Annotated in this window: 14 protein-coding genes; 7 read left to right on the top strand and 7 right to left on the bottom strand. The window is 70.9% G+C overall.

What is annotated here, in order from left to right:
• Nucleotides 1-111 precede the first annotated feature (111 nt).
• Nucleotides 112-1,269, top strand: a complete 1,158-nt coding sequence (locus RKD20_RS16435; RefSeq protein WP_391174943.1) for a cystathionine gamma-synthase — start codon at nucleotides 112-114, stop codon at nucleotides 1,267-1,269.
• Nucleotides 1,270-1,296: 27 nt separating this feature from the next.
• Here RKD20_RS16435 and RKD20_RS16430 read toward each other — a convergent pair whose 3' ends face one another.
• The 3 genes from RKD20_RS16430 to RKD20_RS16420 form a co-directional block, all read right to left on the bottom strand.
• Nucleotides 1,297-1,545 carry a hypothetical protein gene (locus RKD20_RS16430; protein WP_424878385.1) on the bottom strand — a complete coding sequence of 83 codons (249 nt, stop codon included), beginning with the start codon at nucleotides 1,543-1,545 and terminating at the stop codon, nucleotides 1,297-1,299.
• Nucleotides 1,546-1,573: 28 nt separating this feature from the next.
• A complete protein-coding gene (locus RKD20_RS16425) occupies nucleotides 1,574-2,077 on the bottom strand; it encodes a sigma factor-like helix-turn-helix DNA-binding protein (RefSeq protein WP_424878384.1) in 504 nt (167 codons plus the stop codon).
• Nucleotides 2,078-2,246: 169 nt separating this feature from the next.
• Nucleotides 2,247-2,750, bottom strand: coding sequence for a MarR family winged helix-turn-helix transcriptional regulator (locus tag RKD20_RS16420; RefSeq protein WP_020118471.1), 504 nt, complete (start codon nucleotides 2,748-2,750; stop codon nucleotides 2,247-2,249).
• A gap of 163 nt (nucleotides 2,751-2,913) precedes the next feature.
• Here RKD20_RS16420 and ilvA point away from each other — a divergent pair, with 163 nt between their 5' ends.
• The 3 genes from ilvA (at nucleotide 2,914) to RKD20_RS16405 (ending at nucleotide 6,219) form a co-directional block, all read left to right on the top strand.
• Complete coding sequence (ilvA, locus tag RKD20_RS16415; RefSeq protein WP_424878383.1) at nucleotides 2,914-4,143, top strand: threonine ammonia-lyase; 1,230 nt, start codon at nucleotides 2,914-2,916, stop codon at nucleotides 4,141-4,143.
• Nucleotides 4,144-4,325: 182 nt separating this feature from the next.
• Entirely contained in the window at nucleotides 4,326-5,306 is a 981-nt protein-coding gene (locus RKD20_RS16410) for an ATP-binding cassette domain-containing protein (RefSeq protein ID WP_424878382.1), read from the top strand.
• A gap of 115 nt (nucleotides 5,307-5,421) precedes the next feature.
• The gene (locus RKD20_RS16405; protein WP_424883231.1) at nucleotides 5,422-6,219 is read left to right on the top strand and encodes an ABC transporter permease; all 798 of its coding nucleotides are present in this window, start codon (nucleotides 5,422-5,424) and stop codon (nucleotides 6,217-6,219) included.
• Between the two features lie 60 nt (nucleotides 6,220-6,279).
• Here the strand turns inward: RKD20_RS16405 and greA are convergent, their stop codons facing one another.
• On the bottom strand, nucleotides 6,280-6,780 hold the full coding sequence (gene greA / locus RKD20_RS16400) for a transcription elongation factor GreA (RefSeq protein WP_424878381.1): 501 nt from the start codon (nucleotides 6,778-6,780) through the stop codon (nucleotides 6,280-6,282).
• A 167-nt stretch (nucleotides 6,781-6,947) separates the two neighbouring features.
• Nucleotides 6,948-7,346: a DUF4307 domain-containing protein gene (locus RKD20_RS16395; RefSeq protein ID WP_402269122.1), complete on the bottom strand. Its 399-nt coding sequence runs from the start codon at nucleotides 7,344-7,346 to the stop codon at nucleotides 6,948-6,950.
• A gap of 136 nt (nucleotides 7,347-7,482) precedes the next feature.
• On the opposite strand from RKD20_RS16395, the gene mca reads away from it, so the two are divergent.
• Both mca and RKD20_RS16385 read left to right on the top strand, forming a co-directional pair.
• Nucleotides 7,483-8,343 carry a mycothiol conjugate amidase Mca gene (gene mca, locus RKD20_RS16390; RefSeq protein WP_424883230.1) on the top strand — a complete coding sequence of 287 codons (861 nt, stop codon included), beginning with the start codon at nucleotides 7,483-7,485 and terminating at the stop codon, nucleotides 8,341-8,343.
• The gene (locus tag RKD20_RS16385; RefSeq protein WP_007384368.1) at nucleotides 8,336-8,593 is read left to right on the top strand and encodes a hypothetical protein; all 258 of its coding nucleotides are present in this window, start codon (nucleotides 8,336-8,338) and stop codon (nucleotides 8,591-8,593) included. The genes mca and RKD20_RS16385 overlap by 8 nt, the downstream gene beginning before the upstream one ends.
• An 873-nt stretch (nucleotides 8,594-9,466) precedes the next feature.
• Here the strand turns inward: RKD20_RS16385 and RKD20_RS16380 are convergent.
• Complete coding sequence (locus tag RKD20_RS16380; protein WP_424878380.1) at nucleotides 9,467-12,670, bottom strand: tetratricopeptide repeat protein; 3,204 nt, start codon at nucleotides 12,668-12,670, stop codon at nucleotides 9,467-9,469.
• Nucleotides 12,671-12,836: 166 nt separating this feature from the next.
• On the opposite strand from RKD20_RS16380, the gene RKD20_RS16375 reads away from it, so the two are divergent.
• Nucleotides 12,837-14,867 carry a thioredoxin domain-containing protein gene (locus RKD20_RS16375; protein ID WP_424878379.1) on the top strand — a complete coding sequence of 677 codons (2,031 nt, stop codon included), beginning with the start codon at nucleotides 12,837-12,839 and terminating at the stop codon, nucleotides 14,865-14,867.
• On the opposite strand, the gene RKD20_RS16370 is transcribed toward RKD20_RS16375, so the two are convergent.
• On the bottom strand, nucleotides 14,824-15,582 hold the full coding sequence (locus RKD20_RS16370; protein WP_424878378.1) for a Mut7-C RNAse domain-containing protein: 759 nt from the start codon (nucleotides 15,580-15,582) through the stop codon (nucleotides 14,824-14,826). The two genes, RKD20_RS16375 and RKD20_RS16370, sit on opposite strands and share 44 nt — an antisense overlap.
• Nucleotides 15,583-15,588 lie beyond the last annotated feature (6 nt).

Raw genomic sequence — 15,588 nt, 5'->3', positions numbered from 1 at the left:
CTGGGGATAACCTCCCGGACCGGCCCGAACACCTGGGGAAAACCCTGCCGTACGGCCGTCGGGAGCCCGTCGTCCGTCATCGGTCCTCCGGGCGGACTACCCTCGGAGCCCATGAGCGACAGGCACATCAGTCAGCACTTCGAGACCCTCGCGATTCACGCGGGCAACACCGCGGATCCCCTCACCGGCGCGGTGGTCCCGCCGATCTACCAGGTCTCGACCTACAAGCAGGACGGCGTGGGCGGTCTGCGCGGCGGCTACGAGTACAGCCGCAGCGCCAACCCCACACGTACCGCCCTGGAGGAGAACCTCGCCGCCCTCGAAGGCGGCCGCCGGGGCCTCGCGTTCGCGTCCGGACTGGCGGCCGAGGACTGCCTGCTGCGTACGCTGCTCAGCCCCGGCGACCACGTGGTCATCCCCAACGACGCGTACGGCGGCACGTTCCGCCTCTTCGCGAAGGTCGTCGCCCGCTGGGGCGTCGAGTGGTCGGTCGCCGACACCAGCGACCCGGCCGCCGTACGGGCCGCGATCACCCCGAAGACCAAGGCCGTGTGGGTGGAGACCCCCTCCAACCCGCTGCTCGGCATCACCGACATCGCCGCCGTCGCCCAGGTCTCCCGGGACGCGGGCGCCAAGCTCGTCGTCGACAACACCTTCGCGACGCCCTACCTCCAGCAGCCCCTGTCGCTCGGTGCCGATGTCGTGGTGCACTCCCTGACCAAGTACATGGGCGGCCACTCCGACGTCGTGGGCGGCGCGCTGGTCACCGCCGACGAGACGCTCGGCGAGGAGCTGGCGTACCACCAGAACGCGATGGGCGCGGTCGCCGGGCCCTTCGACTCCTGGCTGGTGCTGCGCGGCGCCAAGACGCTGTCGGTGCGCATGGACCGGCACAGCGAGAACGCCACGAAGATCGCCGACATGCTGACCCGGCACGCGCGCGTGACGCAGGTGCTCTACCCCGGCCTGGCGGAGCACCCCGGCCACGAGGTCGCGGCCAAGCAGATGCGGTCCTTCGGCGGCATGGTCTCCTTCCGGGTGGAGGGCGGCGAGGAGGCGGCCGTCGAGGTCTGCAACCGCGCCAGGATCTTCACGCTGGGGGAGTCCCTGGGCGGCGTCGAGTCGCTGATCGAGCACCCCGGGCGGATGACGCACGCGTCCGTGGCGGGCTCGGCCCTCGAAGTCCCCGCCGACCTCGTGCGCCTGTCCGTGGGCATCGAGAACGTCGACGACCTGCTGGAGGACCTGCAGCAGGCGCTGGCCAAGTAGCCGCCGGCCGGGAGGCCGGACCGGGTTTCACCAGCCCGTCATCGGTGGAGTCGTCGTGGACGGCGGCTCCACCCACGGGCGCGCGGTCAGCGCCCACACCACGAACGCCACGCTCGCGGCGAGCAGCAGCAGCCACATGAGCCGGCGCGCCGCGGTCCTGCGCCGCAGCATGCGCGAGCCCCGCCGCACGGAGTCCGTGTACAGATCCGCCGGTACCTGCGGTGTTCCCCGCTCCATGAGCCGCCGCACCGCGGCCTCGCGCTGGGTCCGGTTCACGTGCGCCTCCCGGAGCGACCCGTGTGTCTCATGACGCCGCCACCTTCGGTCCCATCACCACCGGTGCGGGCCCACGCGGTGGGTGCATCAGCGTGGCCGTCGCCCGGTCGCAGATCGCGCGGACGCGTTCCACCGGCAGGCCGAGCAGGGCCGCCGCCTGTTCCTCGGCCACACCCTCGTAGAGGCGCAGCACGAGGACAAGACGCTCCTGGGGGGCCAGCCGGGACAACGGGCCGGAAGGGGGCGTGCGGCCGCCGAGCAGGATGCCGTGGCGGCGCCAGGCCCCGTGGGCGAAGCGCAGGGCGACGTACTCGCGGGCCCGGTCGTAGGGATCCTCGCCGCGCAGCCGGTCCCAGCACGCGTACGTGTGGGCGAGCGCCAGGGTCAGCAGACGTCGCGCGCGCGGGTTGTCGTCCGGGGCCTCCGCCGTCAGGAGCGTCGCGGCATGCAGCAGCCGTCCGGCCGCGCCCGCGACGAACGCCTCGAACTCCCGGGCGCGACGCGTGCTCTGGGACGCCTGCCGTTGCCGCACCGCACCTCCCCGCCTGCGGATGGCCGTACGTCGGCCTCGTACGACCACGAGGACCCGGTTTCCGAGGATCCGGTCTCCGAGGACCCGATCTCATATGAGGCCCGGTGTGGCCGTCCGGTCAAGAGGCGGGGCGCCACGCGCGCGTGCGGGTACCTGAGAGGACGCTTGTCTAGGAGGACTGCGCCTCCGGTCCCGGAACGCCCTGGACCGCCATCCGGGAGGAGAGGGCGGTGTTGAAGCGCGTGAGGAGCGTGCAGAACGCCTCGCGCTCCTCCGGTGCCCAGTCGTGTGTCAGCTCGGCCATCAACTGACGCCGGGAGGAGCGCACTTCCTCCAGCCGGGACTGCCCGCGCGGGGACAGCTGGAGGACCACCGCGCGGCCGTCCTCGGGGTGCGAGGTGCGCTTGACCAGGCCGGTGTCGACGAGCGGCGCCACCTGACGGGTGACCGTCGACGAGTCGATGCCCATGCTCGCCGCGAGCGCCTTGACGCCCATCGGTCCTTCCTTGTCGAGCCGGTTGAGCAGCAGGTACGCGGCGCGGTCCATGGAGTTGCGCACCTGGCCCACTCCGCCGAGCCGGGTCTGTTCGGCACGACGGGCGAAGACCGCCACCTCGTGCTGCAGGGTGTCGAGAAGACCGGTGTCACCGACGGTCGTCATGTCCATCGACATTCCAGGTGTTGTGGGCATGGCCGGAGGCTCACTTCATGAAGGGGGAGCTGGATTGGGGGACAGAGTACGCGGCCGGGGGGCGGGCCGTACCAGCGCTGCGCAAACCCGTCTCGGACGTTGGTCACAGCGCGAACACGCGCGTGTGAACTGCGAGACTTGAGTCATGAACTACCGCAAGGCCCACCCCGTGCCGCCGGTGACGCTCGACGACGTGCGCGGCGCGCAGAAGATGCTGTCGGGCGTGGCGCGGACGACCGCGATGGAGGGCAGCCGCCATCTGAGTCAGCTGGTGGGCGCGCCGGTGCACTTCAAGTGCGAGAACCTCCAGCGGACGGGGTCGTTCAAACTCCGCGGCGCCTACGTCCGGATCGCCGGCCTGCTGCCCGAGGAGCGCGCCGCGGGTGTCGTGGCCGCGAGCGCCGGAAACCACGCGCAGGGCGTGGCGCTGGCGTCCACGCTGCTCGGCGTGCGCTCCACCGTGTTCATGCCCAAGGGCGCCCCGCTGCCCAAGATCAGCGCCACCCGGCACTACGGCGCCGAGGTGCGCCTGCACGGCCAGGTTGTCGACGAGACCCTGGCCGCCGCGCAGGAGTACGCGGCCGAGACGGGCGCGGTGTTCATCCACCCCTTCGACCACCCGGACGTCATCGCGGGCCAGGGCACGGTCGGACTGGAGATCCTGGAGCAGTGCCCGGAGGTGCGCACGGTCGTCCTCGGGATCGGCGGCGGCGGACTCGCGGCCGGGGTCGCGATCGCCGTGAAGGCGCTCAGGCCCGACGTGCGGATCGTCGGTGTGCAGGCTGCGGGCGCGGCCGCGTATCCGCCCTCGCTGGCGGCCGGGCACCCGGTGTCGATCGAGAACCCGGCGACGATGGCCGACGGCATGAAGGTGGGGCGGCCCGGGGACGTGCCGTTCGCGATCGTGGGCGAACTCGTGGACGAGGTCCGCACGGTGACCGAGGACGAGCTGTCCGCCGCGCTGCTGCTGTGTCTGGAGCGGGCCAAGCTGGTCGTCGAGCCGGCCGGGGCGAGCCCGGTCGCCGCTCTGCTGAGCGACCCGGGCGCCTTCGAGGGCCCGGTCGTCGCCGTGCTGTCCGGTGGCAACGTCGACCCGGTGCTGCTCCAGCGGGTCCTGCGGCACGGCATGTCCGCGCAGGGCCGCTACCTGGCAGTACGGCTGCGGCTGACGGACCGGCCCGGTGCCCTCGCGACGCTTCTCGGGGTGTTGTCAGTGGTCGACGCTAATGTCCTGGACGTGAGCCACGTCCGGACCGATCCACGGCTCGGGCTCGCGGAGGCGGAGGTCGAGCTGCATCTGGAGACAAAGGGTCCCGAGCACTGCGCCGAGGTCGGCCGAGCCCTGCGCGAGGCCGGCTACACGGTCATCGACTGAGGTCAGGACCCCTCCGGGAGCCAGGCATCACTCTTTGGGGCAAGTCCATTGAGAGACGCGATACATCGCGTTATGGTGTGTCTCGTGTCGCCGCTCACGCCGCCCACGGAAGAAAAGCACGGGCGCCGGAAACCGCACAAACCTAGGCTTTCCCCAGAATCCCCGACGACGTGGAGACTCATATGCCAGGCGCTATCTATGCCGAAGGCCTGGTCAAGACCTTCGGAGACGTAAAGGCACTGGACGGCGTCGACCTCGATGTCCCGGAAGGCACCGTCCTGGGCCTCCTCGGACCGAACGGCGCGGGCAAGACGACAGCTGTGCGCTGTCTGACGACCCTGCTCAAGCCGGACCGCGGCTCGGCGGTCGTCGCCGGCATCGACGTCCTCAAGGACCCCGACGCCGTGCGCCGCTCCATCGGCCTGTCCGGCCAGTTCGCGGCGGTCGACGAATACCTCACCGGCCGCGAGAACCTTCAGATGGTCGGCCAGCTCTACCAGATGAAGGCCAAGCCGGCGAAGGCGCGCGCGACCGAGCTGCTGGAGCAGTTCGACCTCGCCGACGCGGCCGACCGCCCCACCAAGACCTACTCCGGCGGAATGCGCCGCCGCCTCGACCTCGCGGCCGCCCTGGTGGTCTCACCGCCCGTGATGTTCATGGACGAGCCGACGACAGGCCTCGACCCGCGCAACCGCCAACTGCTGTGGGGGGTCATCAAACAGCTGGTCTCCGGGGGCACGACCCTGCTGCTGACCACCCAGTACCTGGAGGAGGCCGACCACCTCGCCCACGACATCGCCGTCGTCGACCAAGGCCATGTCATCGCCACGGGCACCTCCGACCAGCTCAAGGCCCGCACCGGCGGCGAGCGCGTCGAGGTCGTCGTGCACGAGCGCGAGCACATCCAGGCCGCCTCGGAGATCCTGCGCGGCTTCGGCAAGGGCGACACCACGGTCGAGGACCACATGCGCAAGCTCACCGTGCCCGTCACCGGCGGCGCCAAGCTGCTCGCCGAGGTCATCCGCGAGCTTGACACCCGGGGCATCGAGATAGACGACATCGGCCTGCGCCGCCCCACCCTCGACGACGTCTTCCTGTCCCTGACGGGACACGTGGCCGAGGTCAAGGACGAGGAGAGCGACAAGAAGGAGACCACCAAGTGAGCGCCGTCACCGACACCGCGCGGGTCGCACCGGCCGCGAACCCCGTCAGCCAGTCCTTCCGGGACTCCATGGTCGTCGCCAAGCGCACCGGGAAGGAGCAGGCGAAGTGAGCATGATGAGCGACTCCCTGGTCATTGCCCGGCGGAACTTGATTCGGATGTCCCGGATTCCCGAGATGGTCCTTTTTGGCCTGATCCAGCCGGTGATGTTCGTGGTGCTCTTCACCTACGTCTTCGGCGGCTCGATGAAGATCGGTGACACCACAGATCCGCAGGTCTACAAGAACTTCCTGATGGCGGGCATCTTCGCGCAGACGGTCACCTTCGCCACGGCGGGCGCGGGTGCCGGTATCGCAGACGACATGCACAAGGGCCTCATAGATCGGTTCCGCTCGCTGCCTATGGCGCGCGGCGCGGTGCTGACCGGTCGTACGGTCGCGGATCTCGTGCAGACGGCCCTGACGCTGCTCGTCCTCGCGGTCGTCGCACTGCTCGTGGGCTGGCGGCCTGGTTCCGTGGAGCCGACCAACTTCGGCAAGATCTTGGGCGGCTTCGCCCTGCTGCTCTTTCTGGGGTACGCCTTCACGTGGATCGGCGCCTTGATCGGCCTGACTGTGCGCACCCCGGAGGCAGCGACCTCGGGGGGACTGATCTGGCTTTTTCCGGTGACGTTCATCTCGAACGCGTTCGTGGACTCGGCGCAGATGACGCCCTGGCTGCGACACATCGCAGAGTGGAACCCCTTCAGCGCGACCGTGCAGGCATGCCGACAGCTCTTCGGCGACCCGGGCCTGTCCCATTCCGGCGCTTGGCCGATGCAGCACCCGGTCTGGGCCTCGCTGATCTACTCGGTCCTGATCATCGTCGTGTTCAGGACGCTGGCGGTCCGCAAGTACCGCTCCACCACCGCATGACAGAGCCCCCGGCGCCGCGAGGGCGCCGGGGGCCCGCCGAAGAAGGACGGACGGCCGGGGTCAGCCGTTGTAGGGCTCGGCCTTGAGGATGGTCACGGAGGCCTTCTTGCCGTTCGGCAGTTCGTACTGCGCGTTCTCGCCTACCTTGTGGCCGATCACGCCGGAGCCCAGCGGGGACTGCGGCGAGTAGGTCTCGACGTCAGCGCTCGCGTACTCGCGCGAGGCGAGCAGGAAGGTCATCGTGTCGTCCTCGTCCCCGTCGAAGGCGATCGTCACGACCATGCCGGGCGCCACGGCACCGTCCGTCGACGTCGGCGCCTCGCCGACCTTGGCCTTCTCCAGGAGCTGGGTCAGCTGGCGGATGCGGAGCTCCTGCTTGCCCTGCTCTTCCTTGGCTGCGTGGTACCCGCCGTTCTCGCGCAGGTCGCCCTCCTCGCGCGCTGCCGCGATCTTCGCGGTGACTTCCTCGCGCGCGGGACCAGACAGGTACGCCAGCTCTTCCTTGAGCTTGGTGTACGCCTCCTGGGTCAGCCAGGTGACGTCTTCGCTGGTCTGGGTCACAGGTGCTCCTCGTAGGTACTGGGAATACAAAGCATCGCCCTACCCAGAAGAATGTTCCTTCACGGATGGGCGAAACCACGAGCCTAACAATTCAGGAGCCGAAGGGGGAGGACATAAGCCATCAGAAATACGTCGACGCAGGTCAGCGGTCACGTATCGGGGTGACGTCAGTCGGCGTGACAGCCCAGCAGCTCGGCCGTGGTGCCCGGGGCCGTCGTACGGAGCGTGACGACCTTGTCGATGCGGGTGGCGTCACCGCCGAAGCGGAAGTCGGCCCGGCCCACCTCGGAGCCGTCCGCCGCCTGCGAGCGGATCGTGCAGTAGCCGGAGGTGCCGGAGTCCTTGCGGACCTCCAGATGCACCTCGACCGCCGAGTTCTTCGCGTCGAAGGCGATCACCTCGCCGCTGATCTTGTTCTGGCCGACGTAGTGGTAGGCGAAGTAACCGATCAACGCGAGCAGGAAGGCGCCGAGCACGGCGCCGGCGATCTTGAGCTTGTGGTCGGCACGCTCGTCCGAGGAGCGGCCGTACCGGCCCTCGGGCAGCTGCGTGCTCGCCGTGCTCATGATCGTCTCCTGGGAAACCAAGACCGTGGAATTAAACGTCCCCCGATTCGGTCACTATAGAAGCCGCCGTTCGCGCCCGAAGACACCGGGGGCGCCGACCTACGAGGATTGAGTCTTGACTGACCAGCTGCGACTGATGGCCGTGCACGCCCACCCCGACGACGAGTCGAGCAAGGGCGCGGCCACCATGGCGAAGTACGTGTCCGAGGGGGTGGACGTGCTGGTCGTGACCTGCACGGGAGGGGAGCGCGGCTCCATCCTCAATCCGAAGCTCCAGGGCGACAAGTACATCGAGGAGCACATCCACGAGGTACGCAAGAAGGAGATGGACGAGGCCCGCGAGATCCTCGGCGTCCGGCAGGAGTGGCTCGGCTTCGTCGACTCCGGCCTGCCCGAGGGCGACCCGCTGCCGCCGCTGCCCGAGGGTTGCTTCGCCCTGGAGGACGTCGACAAGGCGGCCGGCGAGCTGGTGAAGCAGATCCGCGCATTCCGTCCCCAGGTGATCACCACCTACGACGAGAACGGCGGCTACCCGCACCCCGACCACATCATGACCCACAAGATCTCGATGGTGGCGTTCGAGGGCGCGGCGGACACCGAGAAGTTCCCCGAGTCCGAGTTCGGCCCGGCCTACCAGCCGGTCAAGCTCTACTACAACCAGGGCTTCAACCGCCCCCGCACCGAGGCGCTGCACCACGCGCTGCTCCAGCGGGGCATGGAGTCGCCGTACGGGGACTGGCTCAAGCGCTGGGACGACTCGCCGATGCGCGACCGCACCCTGACCACGCACATTCCGTGCGCGGAGTTCTTCGAGATCCGCGACAAGGCCCTGATCGCGCACGCCACGCAGATCGACCCCGACGGCGGCTGGTTCCGCGTCCCGCTGGAGCTCCAGAAGGAGGTCTGGCCGACGGAGGAGTACGAGCTCGCGAAGTCCCTCGTCGATACCTCCCTCCCCGAGGACGACCTCTTTGCGGGCATCCGCGACAATGCCTGACATGAGCGCAAGCGCAAGCCTGGCAATGACGCACTTCGTGACCCTCGCCAAGGAGGTCGACGAGGACAAGGTCACCCCCGGCGTCCTCGGCTTCATCGTCTTCGCGGCGATGGCCCTGGCGGTGTGGGCCCTGATGAAGTCCATGAGCAAGCACATGAACAAGGTCGACTTCCAGGAGTCCCCGGACGAGACCTCCGGCAAGAACACCGCCGAGGGTCCGTCCGGCAAGGCCTCGCCGGCCAAGGGCTGAACCACGCGGCCCGGACGGGAGGGACACCCCTCCCGTCCTCGGCCGTGCCCGGTCCGGGGACAGCAGCGGACGGGGCGACTCCGTCGGCGGCGGGACCAGACGTGCCCCGGCCCGGCGTGCGGATCGCCGTGAGGTCCGGTTTCCGGGACACCGAGGCGTCGGCGTGCGGATCACTGTGAGGTCCGGCTTCCGGGGCACTGAGGCGCTGGGCCTGCGGGGTTGTCGAGGTGCTGGGCCTGCGGAGTGGCTGGGAGGTCCGGCTTGTGGGGTCATCGGGGCGCACGCGCTCCGGATCACTGTGAGGTCGGGCTTCCGGGGCACTGAGACGCCCAACCTCCGGATCACCGAGGCGCTCGTCCGGTCTCCCGGTACCTGGCCTCCGGATCACCGAGGCGCTCGTCCGGTCTCCCGGTACCCAACCTCCGGATCACCGAGGCGCTCGTCCGGTCTCCCGGTACCTGGCCTCCGGATCACCGAGGCGCTCGTCCGGTCTCCCGGTACCTGGCCTCCGGATCACCGAGGCGCTCGTCCGGTCTCCCGGTACCTGGCCTCCGGATCACCGAGGCGCTCGTCCGGTCTCCCGGTACCTGGCCTCCGGATCACCGAGGCGCTCGTCCGGTCTCCCGGTACCTGGCCTCCGGATCACCGAGGCGCTCGTCCGGTCTCCCGGTACCTGGCCTCGGGATCATTGAGGCGCCTGCCCGCTCTCTCCGGCACCTGGGGCCTCGGGATCAGTGAGGCGCCCCTCCGGTCTCCCCGGCACCTGGCCCCCGGATCACCGAGGCGTCTGCCCGCTCTCCCCGGCACTCGGCACTCGGCACCCGGCACCCGGACCACCGAGACCGCCGCGGGTGTCGGCTGCGCCCGTGCGGCTCAGCCCCGTGCCGGGGCCACCCCCACCCCCATCACCTCACGCGCATGACGGTTCGGGACCATGCCCAGTCGCCATGCCTGCCAGCCCGCGTCCAGGTTGACCCCGCGCTCCAGGAGCAGGCCGTACGCCCCCACGTAGTCGTCCAGCTTCTCGTCCCGTGCCGTGTGCTCCCGGCGGCCCAGTTCCGCCAGTTCCTCCTGGGCGACCGCGGCGCCGATCTCCACCCCGCCCGGTGCCGCGTACGGCAGCAGCGTGCAGCGCAGGAAGCGGGCCCAGTCCTCGCCCCGCTGGTCGCCGTAGGAGGCGAACAGGGCCGCCGCCTCGTCGCACAGGGCGAGGGCCTGCGGAGTACGGCCGTTGCCCGCGTCCACCACCGCCAGTTCCAGGCAGGTCCAGGCCTCACCATGGGCGACACCGATGCGCTGGAAGTCGGCGCGGGCGTCGACCAGGAGCTGGCGCGCGAAGCCCGAGTTGCGCAACGAGCCCGTCTGCGCGGCCCGTTGGTCACGGGTGACACGGGCCGAGTGGTGGCGGGCGCAGGCCAGGCCATAGACGTCCCGCATGCGGGAGAACATCGTGCGGGAGCGCTCCAGCTCACGGACCGCGAGGTCCAGGTTGCCCGTCTCCTCCAGCGCCTGGCCCAGGTAGTACACCGTCCACGCCTCACCGCGCGCGTCCTCGTTGTCGCGGTGCAGGGAGGCCGCCTGGCGCAGACCGTCCACCGCCGACGACGGGTCCCCGGCCACCAGACGGGCCCGCGCCAGCTGGGTCAGCGCCCACGCCTCGCCGCGCGCGTCGCGGGTACGGCCGTACAGGTCGAGGGCCGTTCTGAGCTCCGACTCCGCACGTGGTATGTCGCCCATGCGCAGGGACAGCTGGCCGAGCTGGAAGTGGGCCCAGGCCTCACCGTGGACGGACTCGCCGGCGTGGTGCAGGACCAGGGAGCGGGTGAGGAGGTCCAGGGACTCGGCTACGCGCCCACGGTCACGCTCGACGGCCGCCAGGGCGTGCATGGTCCAGGCGCGGTCCGTGGCCAGTTCGGGAGGCGACTGGAGGGCCAGCGCCTCCTGCAGCTTCGCCGCCGCCTCCGTCAGATGACCCTGGTGGTGCAGGGTGATGCCCAGGGAGCACAGGGCGCGCGCGGCGCCCGCGTCGTGGTGGGCCTCCATGTACAGGTCGACCACCGAGGTCAGGGTCGTGCGCGCCTTGTCCAGCTCGCCCAGCTGGCGGGCGGCGATACCGGTGCGCCACTGCACCGAACGGACCAGCAGCCCCTGGTCCACCGCCTGCGCCAACTCGCTGATCTCGCCCAGGCGGTAGAGGTCGCCGCGCAGCAGGCAGTAGTCGCACAGCGCGCCCAGGAGGTTGAGGACCGCCCCCTGGTTGACGCCGTCCGCGTGCCGCAGCGCCGCCGTGATGAAGCTGGACTCGTCGTCCAGCCAGCGCAGCGCCTCGTCGAGGGAGGTGAAGCCGTGCGGGCTGAACCGGTCCGAGCGGGTCGACATGTTGCCGTCGACCAGGCGCAGCACGTTGTCGGCGAGGTCGGCGTAGTTGACGATGAGACGCTCCTGCGCGGCCGTGCGCTCGGCCGGCTCCTCCTCGTCCAGCAACCGGGCCTGGGCGAAGGCGCGGACCACGTCGTGGACGCGGTAACGGCTGCCTCGCACGTGGTCGATCAGGCCCGCGCGGGCCAGCGCCACCAGGTGCCGGGTCGCCTCCGTCTCGTCGGTGGCCAGCAGCGCGGCGGCCGCGGCGGCACCGAGCGAGGACCGCCCGGCCAGCGCGAGCCGCCGCAGCAGCCGGCGGGCCGGCTCCGACTGGTCGGTGTAGCGGAGCCACAGAGCGCGTTCGACCGGCCCGACCGGACCGTACGCCCCCAGATCCGCGGCGAGTTGGCGCGGGGAGCGGGGGCCGAGGGACGAGCCCGCTATGCGCAGGGCCAGCGGCAGACCGCCGCACAGCTCCCTGATCCGGTCAGCGGACTGGGCGTCGTAGGGGCCGGTGGCGGACTGCGCGGCCGCCTCCAGGAGCTCCTCGGCGCCCGCCGCGTCCAGGGAGTCGACCGGGAGCTCGTGCACGTGGGCGGCGAGGTCCGACGGCAGACCGAGCGGCTCGCGCGCGGTGACCAGGACCAGGCTGTCGGAACGCTCGGGGACGAGGATACGGACCTGCTCGGGGTCCGAGGCGTCGTCCAGCACGATCGTCACCGGCAGACCGGTCAGATGCTGGTGGTACAGCTCGCTCAGCCGCTTGACCTGCTGGTCCGGGGAGGAACGCTCACGGAACAACAACTGCTCGCGCGGGGCGCCGAGCCGGTTCAGCAGATGCATCAGCGCGTCCCGGGTGGACAGCGGCGACTCCTCCGGGTTGTCGCCGCGCAGGTCCACGACGCAGGCACCCCGGAAGTAGTCCTTGAGATCGTGCGCCGCCCGGACCGCGAGTGCCGTACGGCCGCTGCCGGGCGGTCCGTGCAGCACGACCACCGTGGGCCGGGTCTCGGTGGTCGCACGCGACGCCTGAACCCACTGCCGTATCCGGCCCATCTCCGTCCGTCGGCCCGCGAACTCAGCGATCCCCTCCGGGAGTTGACCGAACGACTGCTCCAGCACACTCCTTCCCCGGGCCGCCGCGCTCTTGTCCGTCCCGCGCAGTCGCGGGCCCGCCTTCTTCGGACCGGTCGACGCGCTCAACACCCGCTGCTGGTCGAGGAAGGGCCGGATCCCCCGTACCTCCAGGGCCGTCAGCCACTGGAGCCGCAGCTGTTCCGGACCGCCGGGCTGGCCCATCGCGCCCGCCCGGTGATGCGCGGCCGGCAGATGCGAACCGGCCACCTTCACCACGGTCGCCGCGGCACCCACGACCCCCACGACCACGCCCGCACCCAGCGCGGTGCCCGCGTCGGTGCCGAGCGCCAGGTCGGCGACGGCGGCGGCCAGGGCGGCGACCGCGGCCACCAGCAGGGGAGTCCCGGACGCCTCCTTCGCATACCGCTGCCCGAAGGTCAGCTGCCCGGCCTGCGCCTCGTCCAGCGCGCGCGTGTAGGCCTCGTACTCCTCGGCGGACGTCTGCGCCATCGCGTCCAGCGATCCCCGGGCCCGCGCGAGCAGTACGGCGCCGTCGACCCGCCCGCCCGATCGCCGCACCTCCTCCTCCACGGCCCGCCCCAACAGCCGTTCGGCTTCCGCCCGATGGCTGTCCCGCATGTCAGTCCCCCTCCGGCGGCAACGGCTTTCTTGGTCAAGTGTGCTGCGGACGGGGCATCTGGGCGAGAGGGCGAGCGATCCCGGCCCTATCGAGGAGGGTTTGTCGACATCGCCGTCGGGACCGCCTGACGCCTGACCCGAGGGGTACTGCGGCAGGATGGACCCCATGCCGAACCGACTGGCCCACGAGACGTCCCCCTACCTCCTCCAGCACGCGGACAACCCGGTCGACTGGTGGCCCTGGTCGGCCGAGGCCTTCGAGGAGGCGCGGAAGACGAACAAACCCGTTCTGCTGAGCGTCGGGTATTCGAGCTGCCATTGGTGTCATGTCATGGCCCACGAGTCCTTCGAGGACCGGGCGACCGCCGACTTCCTCAACGAGCATTTCGTGAGCGTCAAGGTCGACCGCGAGGAACGCCCTGACGTGGACGCCGTCTACATGGAGGCCGTGCAGGCCGCCACCGGTCAGGGCGGCTGGCCCATGACCGTGTTCCTCACCCCGGACGCCGAGCCCTTCTACTTCGGCACCTACTTCCCGCCCTCGCCCCGCCAGGGCATGCCCTCCTTCCGGCAGGTGCTGGAGGGAGTGCGGGCCGCCTGGACCGACCGGCGGGACGAGGTCGCCGAGGTCGCCGGGAAGATCGTGCGGGATCTCGCCGGGCGGGAGATCTCCTACGGCGACTCGCAGGCGCCCGGCGAGGAGCAGCTCGCCGCGGCCCTGCTCGGGCTGACGCGGGAGTACGACGCGCAGCGCGGCGGTTTCGGCGGGGCGCCGAAGTTCCCGCCGTCGATGGTCGTGGAGTTCCTGTTGCGGCACCACGCCCGCACCGGTGCCGAGGGTGCTCTGCAGATGGCGCAGGACACCTGCGAGCGGATGGCCCGTGGCGGTATCCACGACCAGCTCGGCGGCGGCTTCGCCCGCTACTCCGTGGACCGGGACTGGATCGTGCCGCACTTCGAGAAGATGCTCTATGACAACGCCCTGCTGTGCCGCGTCTACGCCCACCTCTGGCGCGCCACCGGTTCCGACCTCGCCCGTCGGGTCGCGCTCGACACCGCTGACTTCATGGTGCGGGAACTGCGTACCGCCGAGGGCGGGTTCGCCTCCGCGCTGGATGCCGACAGCGACGACGGGACGGGCGGGCATGTCGAGGGCGCGTACTACGTGTGGACGCCGGAGCAGTTGCGTGAGGTGCTCGGGGAGCAGGATGCCGAGCTCGCCGCCCAGTACTTCGGTGTCACCGAGGAGGGCACCTTCGAGCACGGGCAGTCGGTGCTGCAACTCCCGCAGCAGGACACCGTGTTCGACGCGGAGAAGGTCGAGTCGATCAGGCGGCGGCTGCTGGACGCGCGGGCGCAGCGGCCTGCCCCCGGACGGGACGACAAGGTCGTCGCCGCGTGGAACGGGCTCGCGATCGCCGCGCTCGCCGAGACCGGTGCCTACTTCGACCGGCCCGACCTGGTGGACGCCGCACTCGGGGCCGCCGACCTTCTCGTACGGCTGCATCTGGATGAGCAGGTCCGGCTGTCCCGTACCAGCAAGGACGGTCAAGTGGGCGCCAATGCGGGGGTGCTGGAGGACTACGCCGATGTGGCCGAGGGGTTCCTCGCGCTCGCGTCGGTGACCGGGGAGGGGGTCTGGCTCGACTTCGCCGGGTTCCTGCTCGACCACGTGCTGACGCGGTTCACCGGGCCGGAGGGGGCGCTGTTCGACACCGCCGCCGACGCCGAGCGGCTGATCCGGCGGCCGCAGGACCCGACCGACAACGCGGTGCCCTCCGGGTGGACGGCGGCTGCGGGGGCGCTGTTGTCGTACGCCGCGCAGACCGGGTCCGAGCCCCATCGCGAGGGCGCGGAGAAGGCGCTCGGGGTGGTGAAGACGCTCGGGCCCCGGGTGCCGCGGTTCGTCGGGTGGGGGCTCGCGGTCGCTGAGGCGTTCCTGGACGGGCCGAAGGAGGTCGCGATCGTGGGGCCCACGCCGGCCGACGACGCCACGAAGGCGCTGCACCGGACGGCACTTCTGGGTACCGCTCCCGGTGCGGTGGTGGCGGTGGGGACCGCGGGCAGTGGCGAACTGCCGTTGCTCGCCGACCGGGTCCTCGTCGACGGCCGGCCCACGGCTTATGTCTGCCGGCACTTCACCTGTGACGCGCCTACGACCGACGTGGAGGCGCTGCGGGTGGCGTTGGGCGGTTAGCCTCCGCCAGGGCGTTCGCCACGATCGCCTCCAGCTGTTCGTGGTGTGCGCCCTTCCAGTAGGGGCGGCCGCATTCCTCGCACTGGGCGAACACGTCGTACGAGCGTTCCGTGCCGTGTTCCAGCCGGTCCGCGACCTGCTCCTTGGTGGCCTCGCGCAGCAGGCCGTTGCAGGCGGTGCAGCGGGTCCAGGGGCGTAGTTCGGGGCGGAAGCGGTCCAGGATGTCGCGGAGTTGGTCCTCGGGGCGGGTGCTGTAGACGAAGGCGCCCGCCCAGAGTTCCCGGCGGTGCAGCAGGCCCCGGTCGCGGCTGAGCAGGATCCGTTTCTCGGTCGCGGAGCGGGTGGCGAGGGCGGGGTCGCCGATGTCCGTGGACTCGTAGGCCGTGTCCACGCCGAGGAGGCGCAGTCGGCGGGCGAGGGTGCCGAGGTGGACGTCGAGGAGGAAGCGGAGCGGGGCGCCGGGGACCTGTTGGGGGCGGGCGACCGGGAGGACGTCGACGGTGTCGCCCGCAGAGGGGACGTACGACCTCGGCACCTCGCGGCCGTTGACGCGCAGTGTGCCGACCTCGGTGAGCGGGACGCCGAGGGACTCCACGACATGGCCGAGGGAGGAGGTGCCGTCGGTGGTGACCGGGGTGGCGCCGAGGCGGCGTCCCGGCGGGACGAACAGGGCCAGTTCCGGGGCGAATTCGACGTGGATCTCGGGGGCGCTCACCGGGTC

Origin of the sequence: Streptomyces sp. SLBN-8D4 (genome assembly GCF_049739545.1) — a bacterium.
Classification (GTDB): Bacteria; Actinomycetota; Actinomycetes; order Streptomycetales; family Streptomycetaceae; genus Streptomyces; species Streptomyces canus_C.
This window is presented reverse-complemented; position numbering and strand designations above follow the sequence as displayed.

Bases quoted from the DNA above. Each gene is read 5' to 3' on its own strand.
- RKD20_RS16435 (WP_391174943.1), top strand. From the start codon at position 112: ATGAGCGACAGGCACATCAGTCAGCACTTCGAGACCCTCGCGATTCAC.
- RKD20_RS16420 (WP_020118471.1), bottom strand. From the start codon at position 2,750: ATGTCGATGGACATGACGACCGTCGGTGACACCGGTCTTCTCGACACC.
- ilvA (WP_424878383.1), top strand. From the start codon at position 2,914: ATGAACTACCGCAAGGCCCACCCCGTGCCGCCGGTGACGCTCGACGAC.
- RKD20_RS16410 (WP_424878382.1), top strand. From the start codon at position 4,326: ATGCCAGGCGCTATCTATGCCGAAGGCCTGGTCAAGACCTTCGGAGAC.
- RKD20_RS16405 (WP_424883231.1), top strand. From the start codon at position 5,422: ATGAGCGACTCCCTGGTCATTGCCCGGCGGAACTTGATTCGGATGTCC.
- RKD20_RS16395 (WP_402269122.1), bottom strand. From the start codon at position 7,346: ATGAGCACGGCGAGCACGCAGCTGCCCGAGGGCCGGTACGGCCGCTCC.
- mca (WP_424883230.1), top strand. From the start codon at position 7,483: ATGGCCGTGCACGCCCACCCCGACGACGAGTCGAGCAAGGGCGCGGCC.
- RKD20_RS16385 (WP_007384368.1), top strand. From the start codon at position 8,336: ATGCCTGACATGAGCGCAAGCGCAAGCCTGGCAATGACGCACTTCGTG.
- RKD20_RS16380 (WP_424878380.1), bottom strand. From the start codon at position 12,670: ATGCGGGACAGCCATCGGGCGGAAGCCGAACGGCTGTTGGGGCGGGCC.
- RKD20_RS16375 (WP_424878379.1), top strand. From the start codon at position 12,837: ATGCCGAACCGACTGGCCCACGAGACGTCCCCCTACCTCCTCCAGCAC.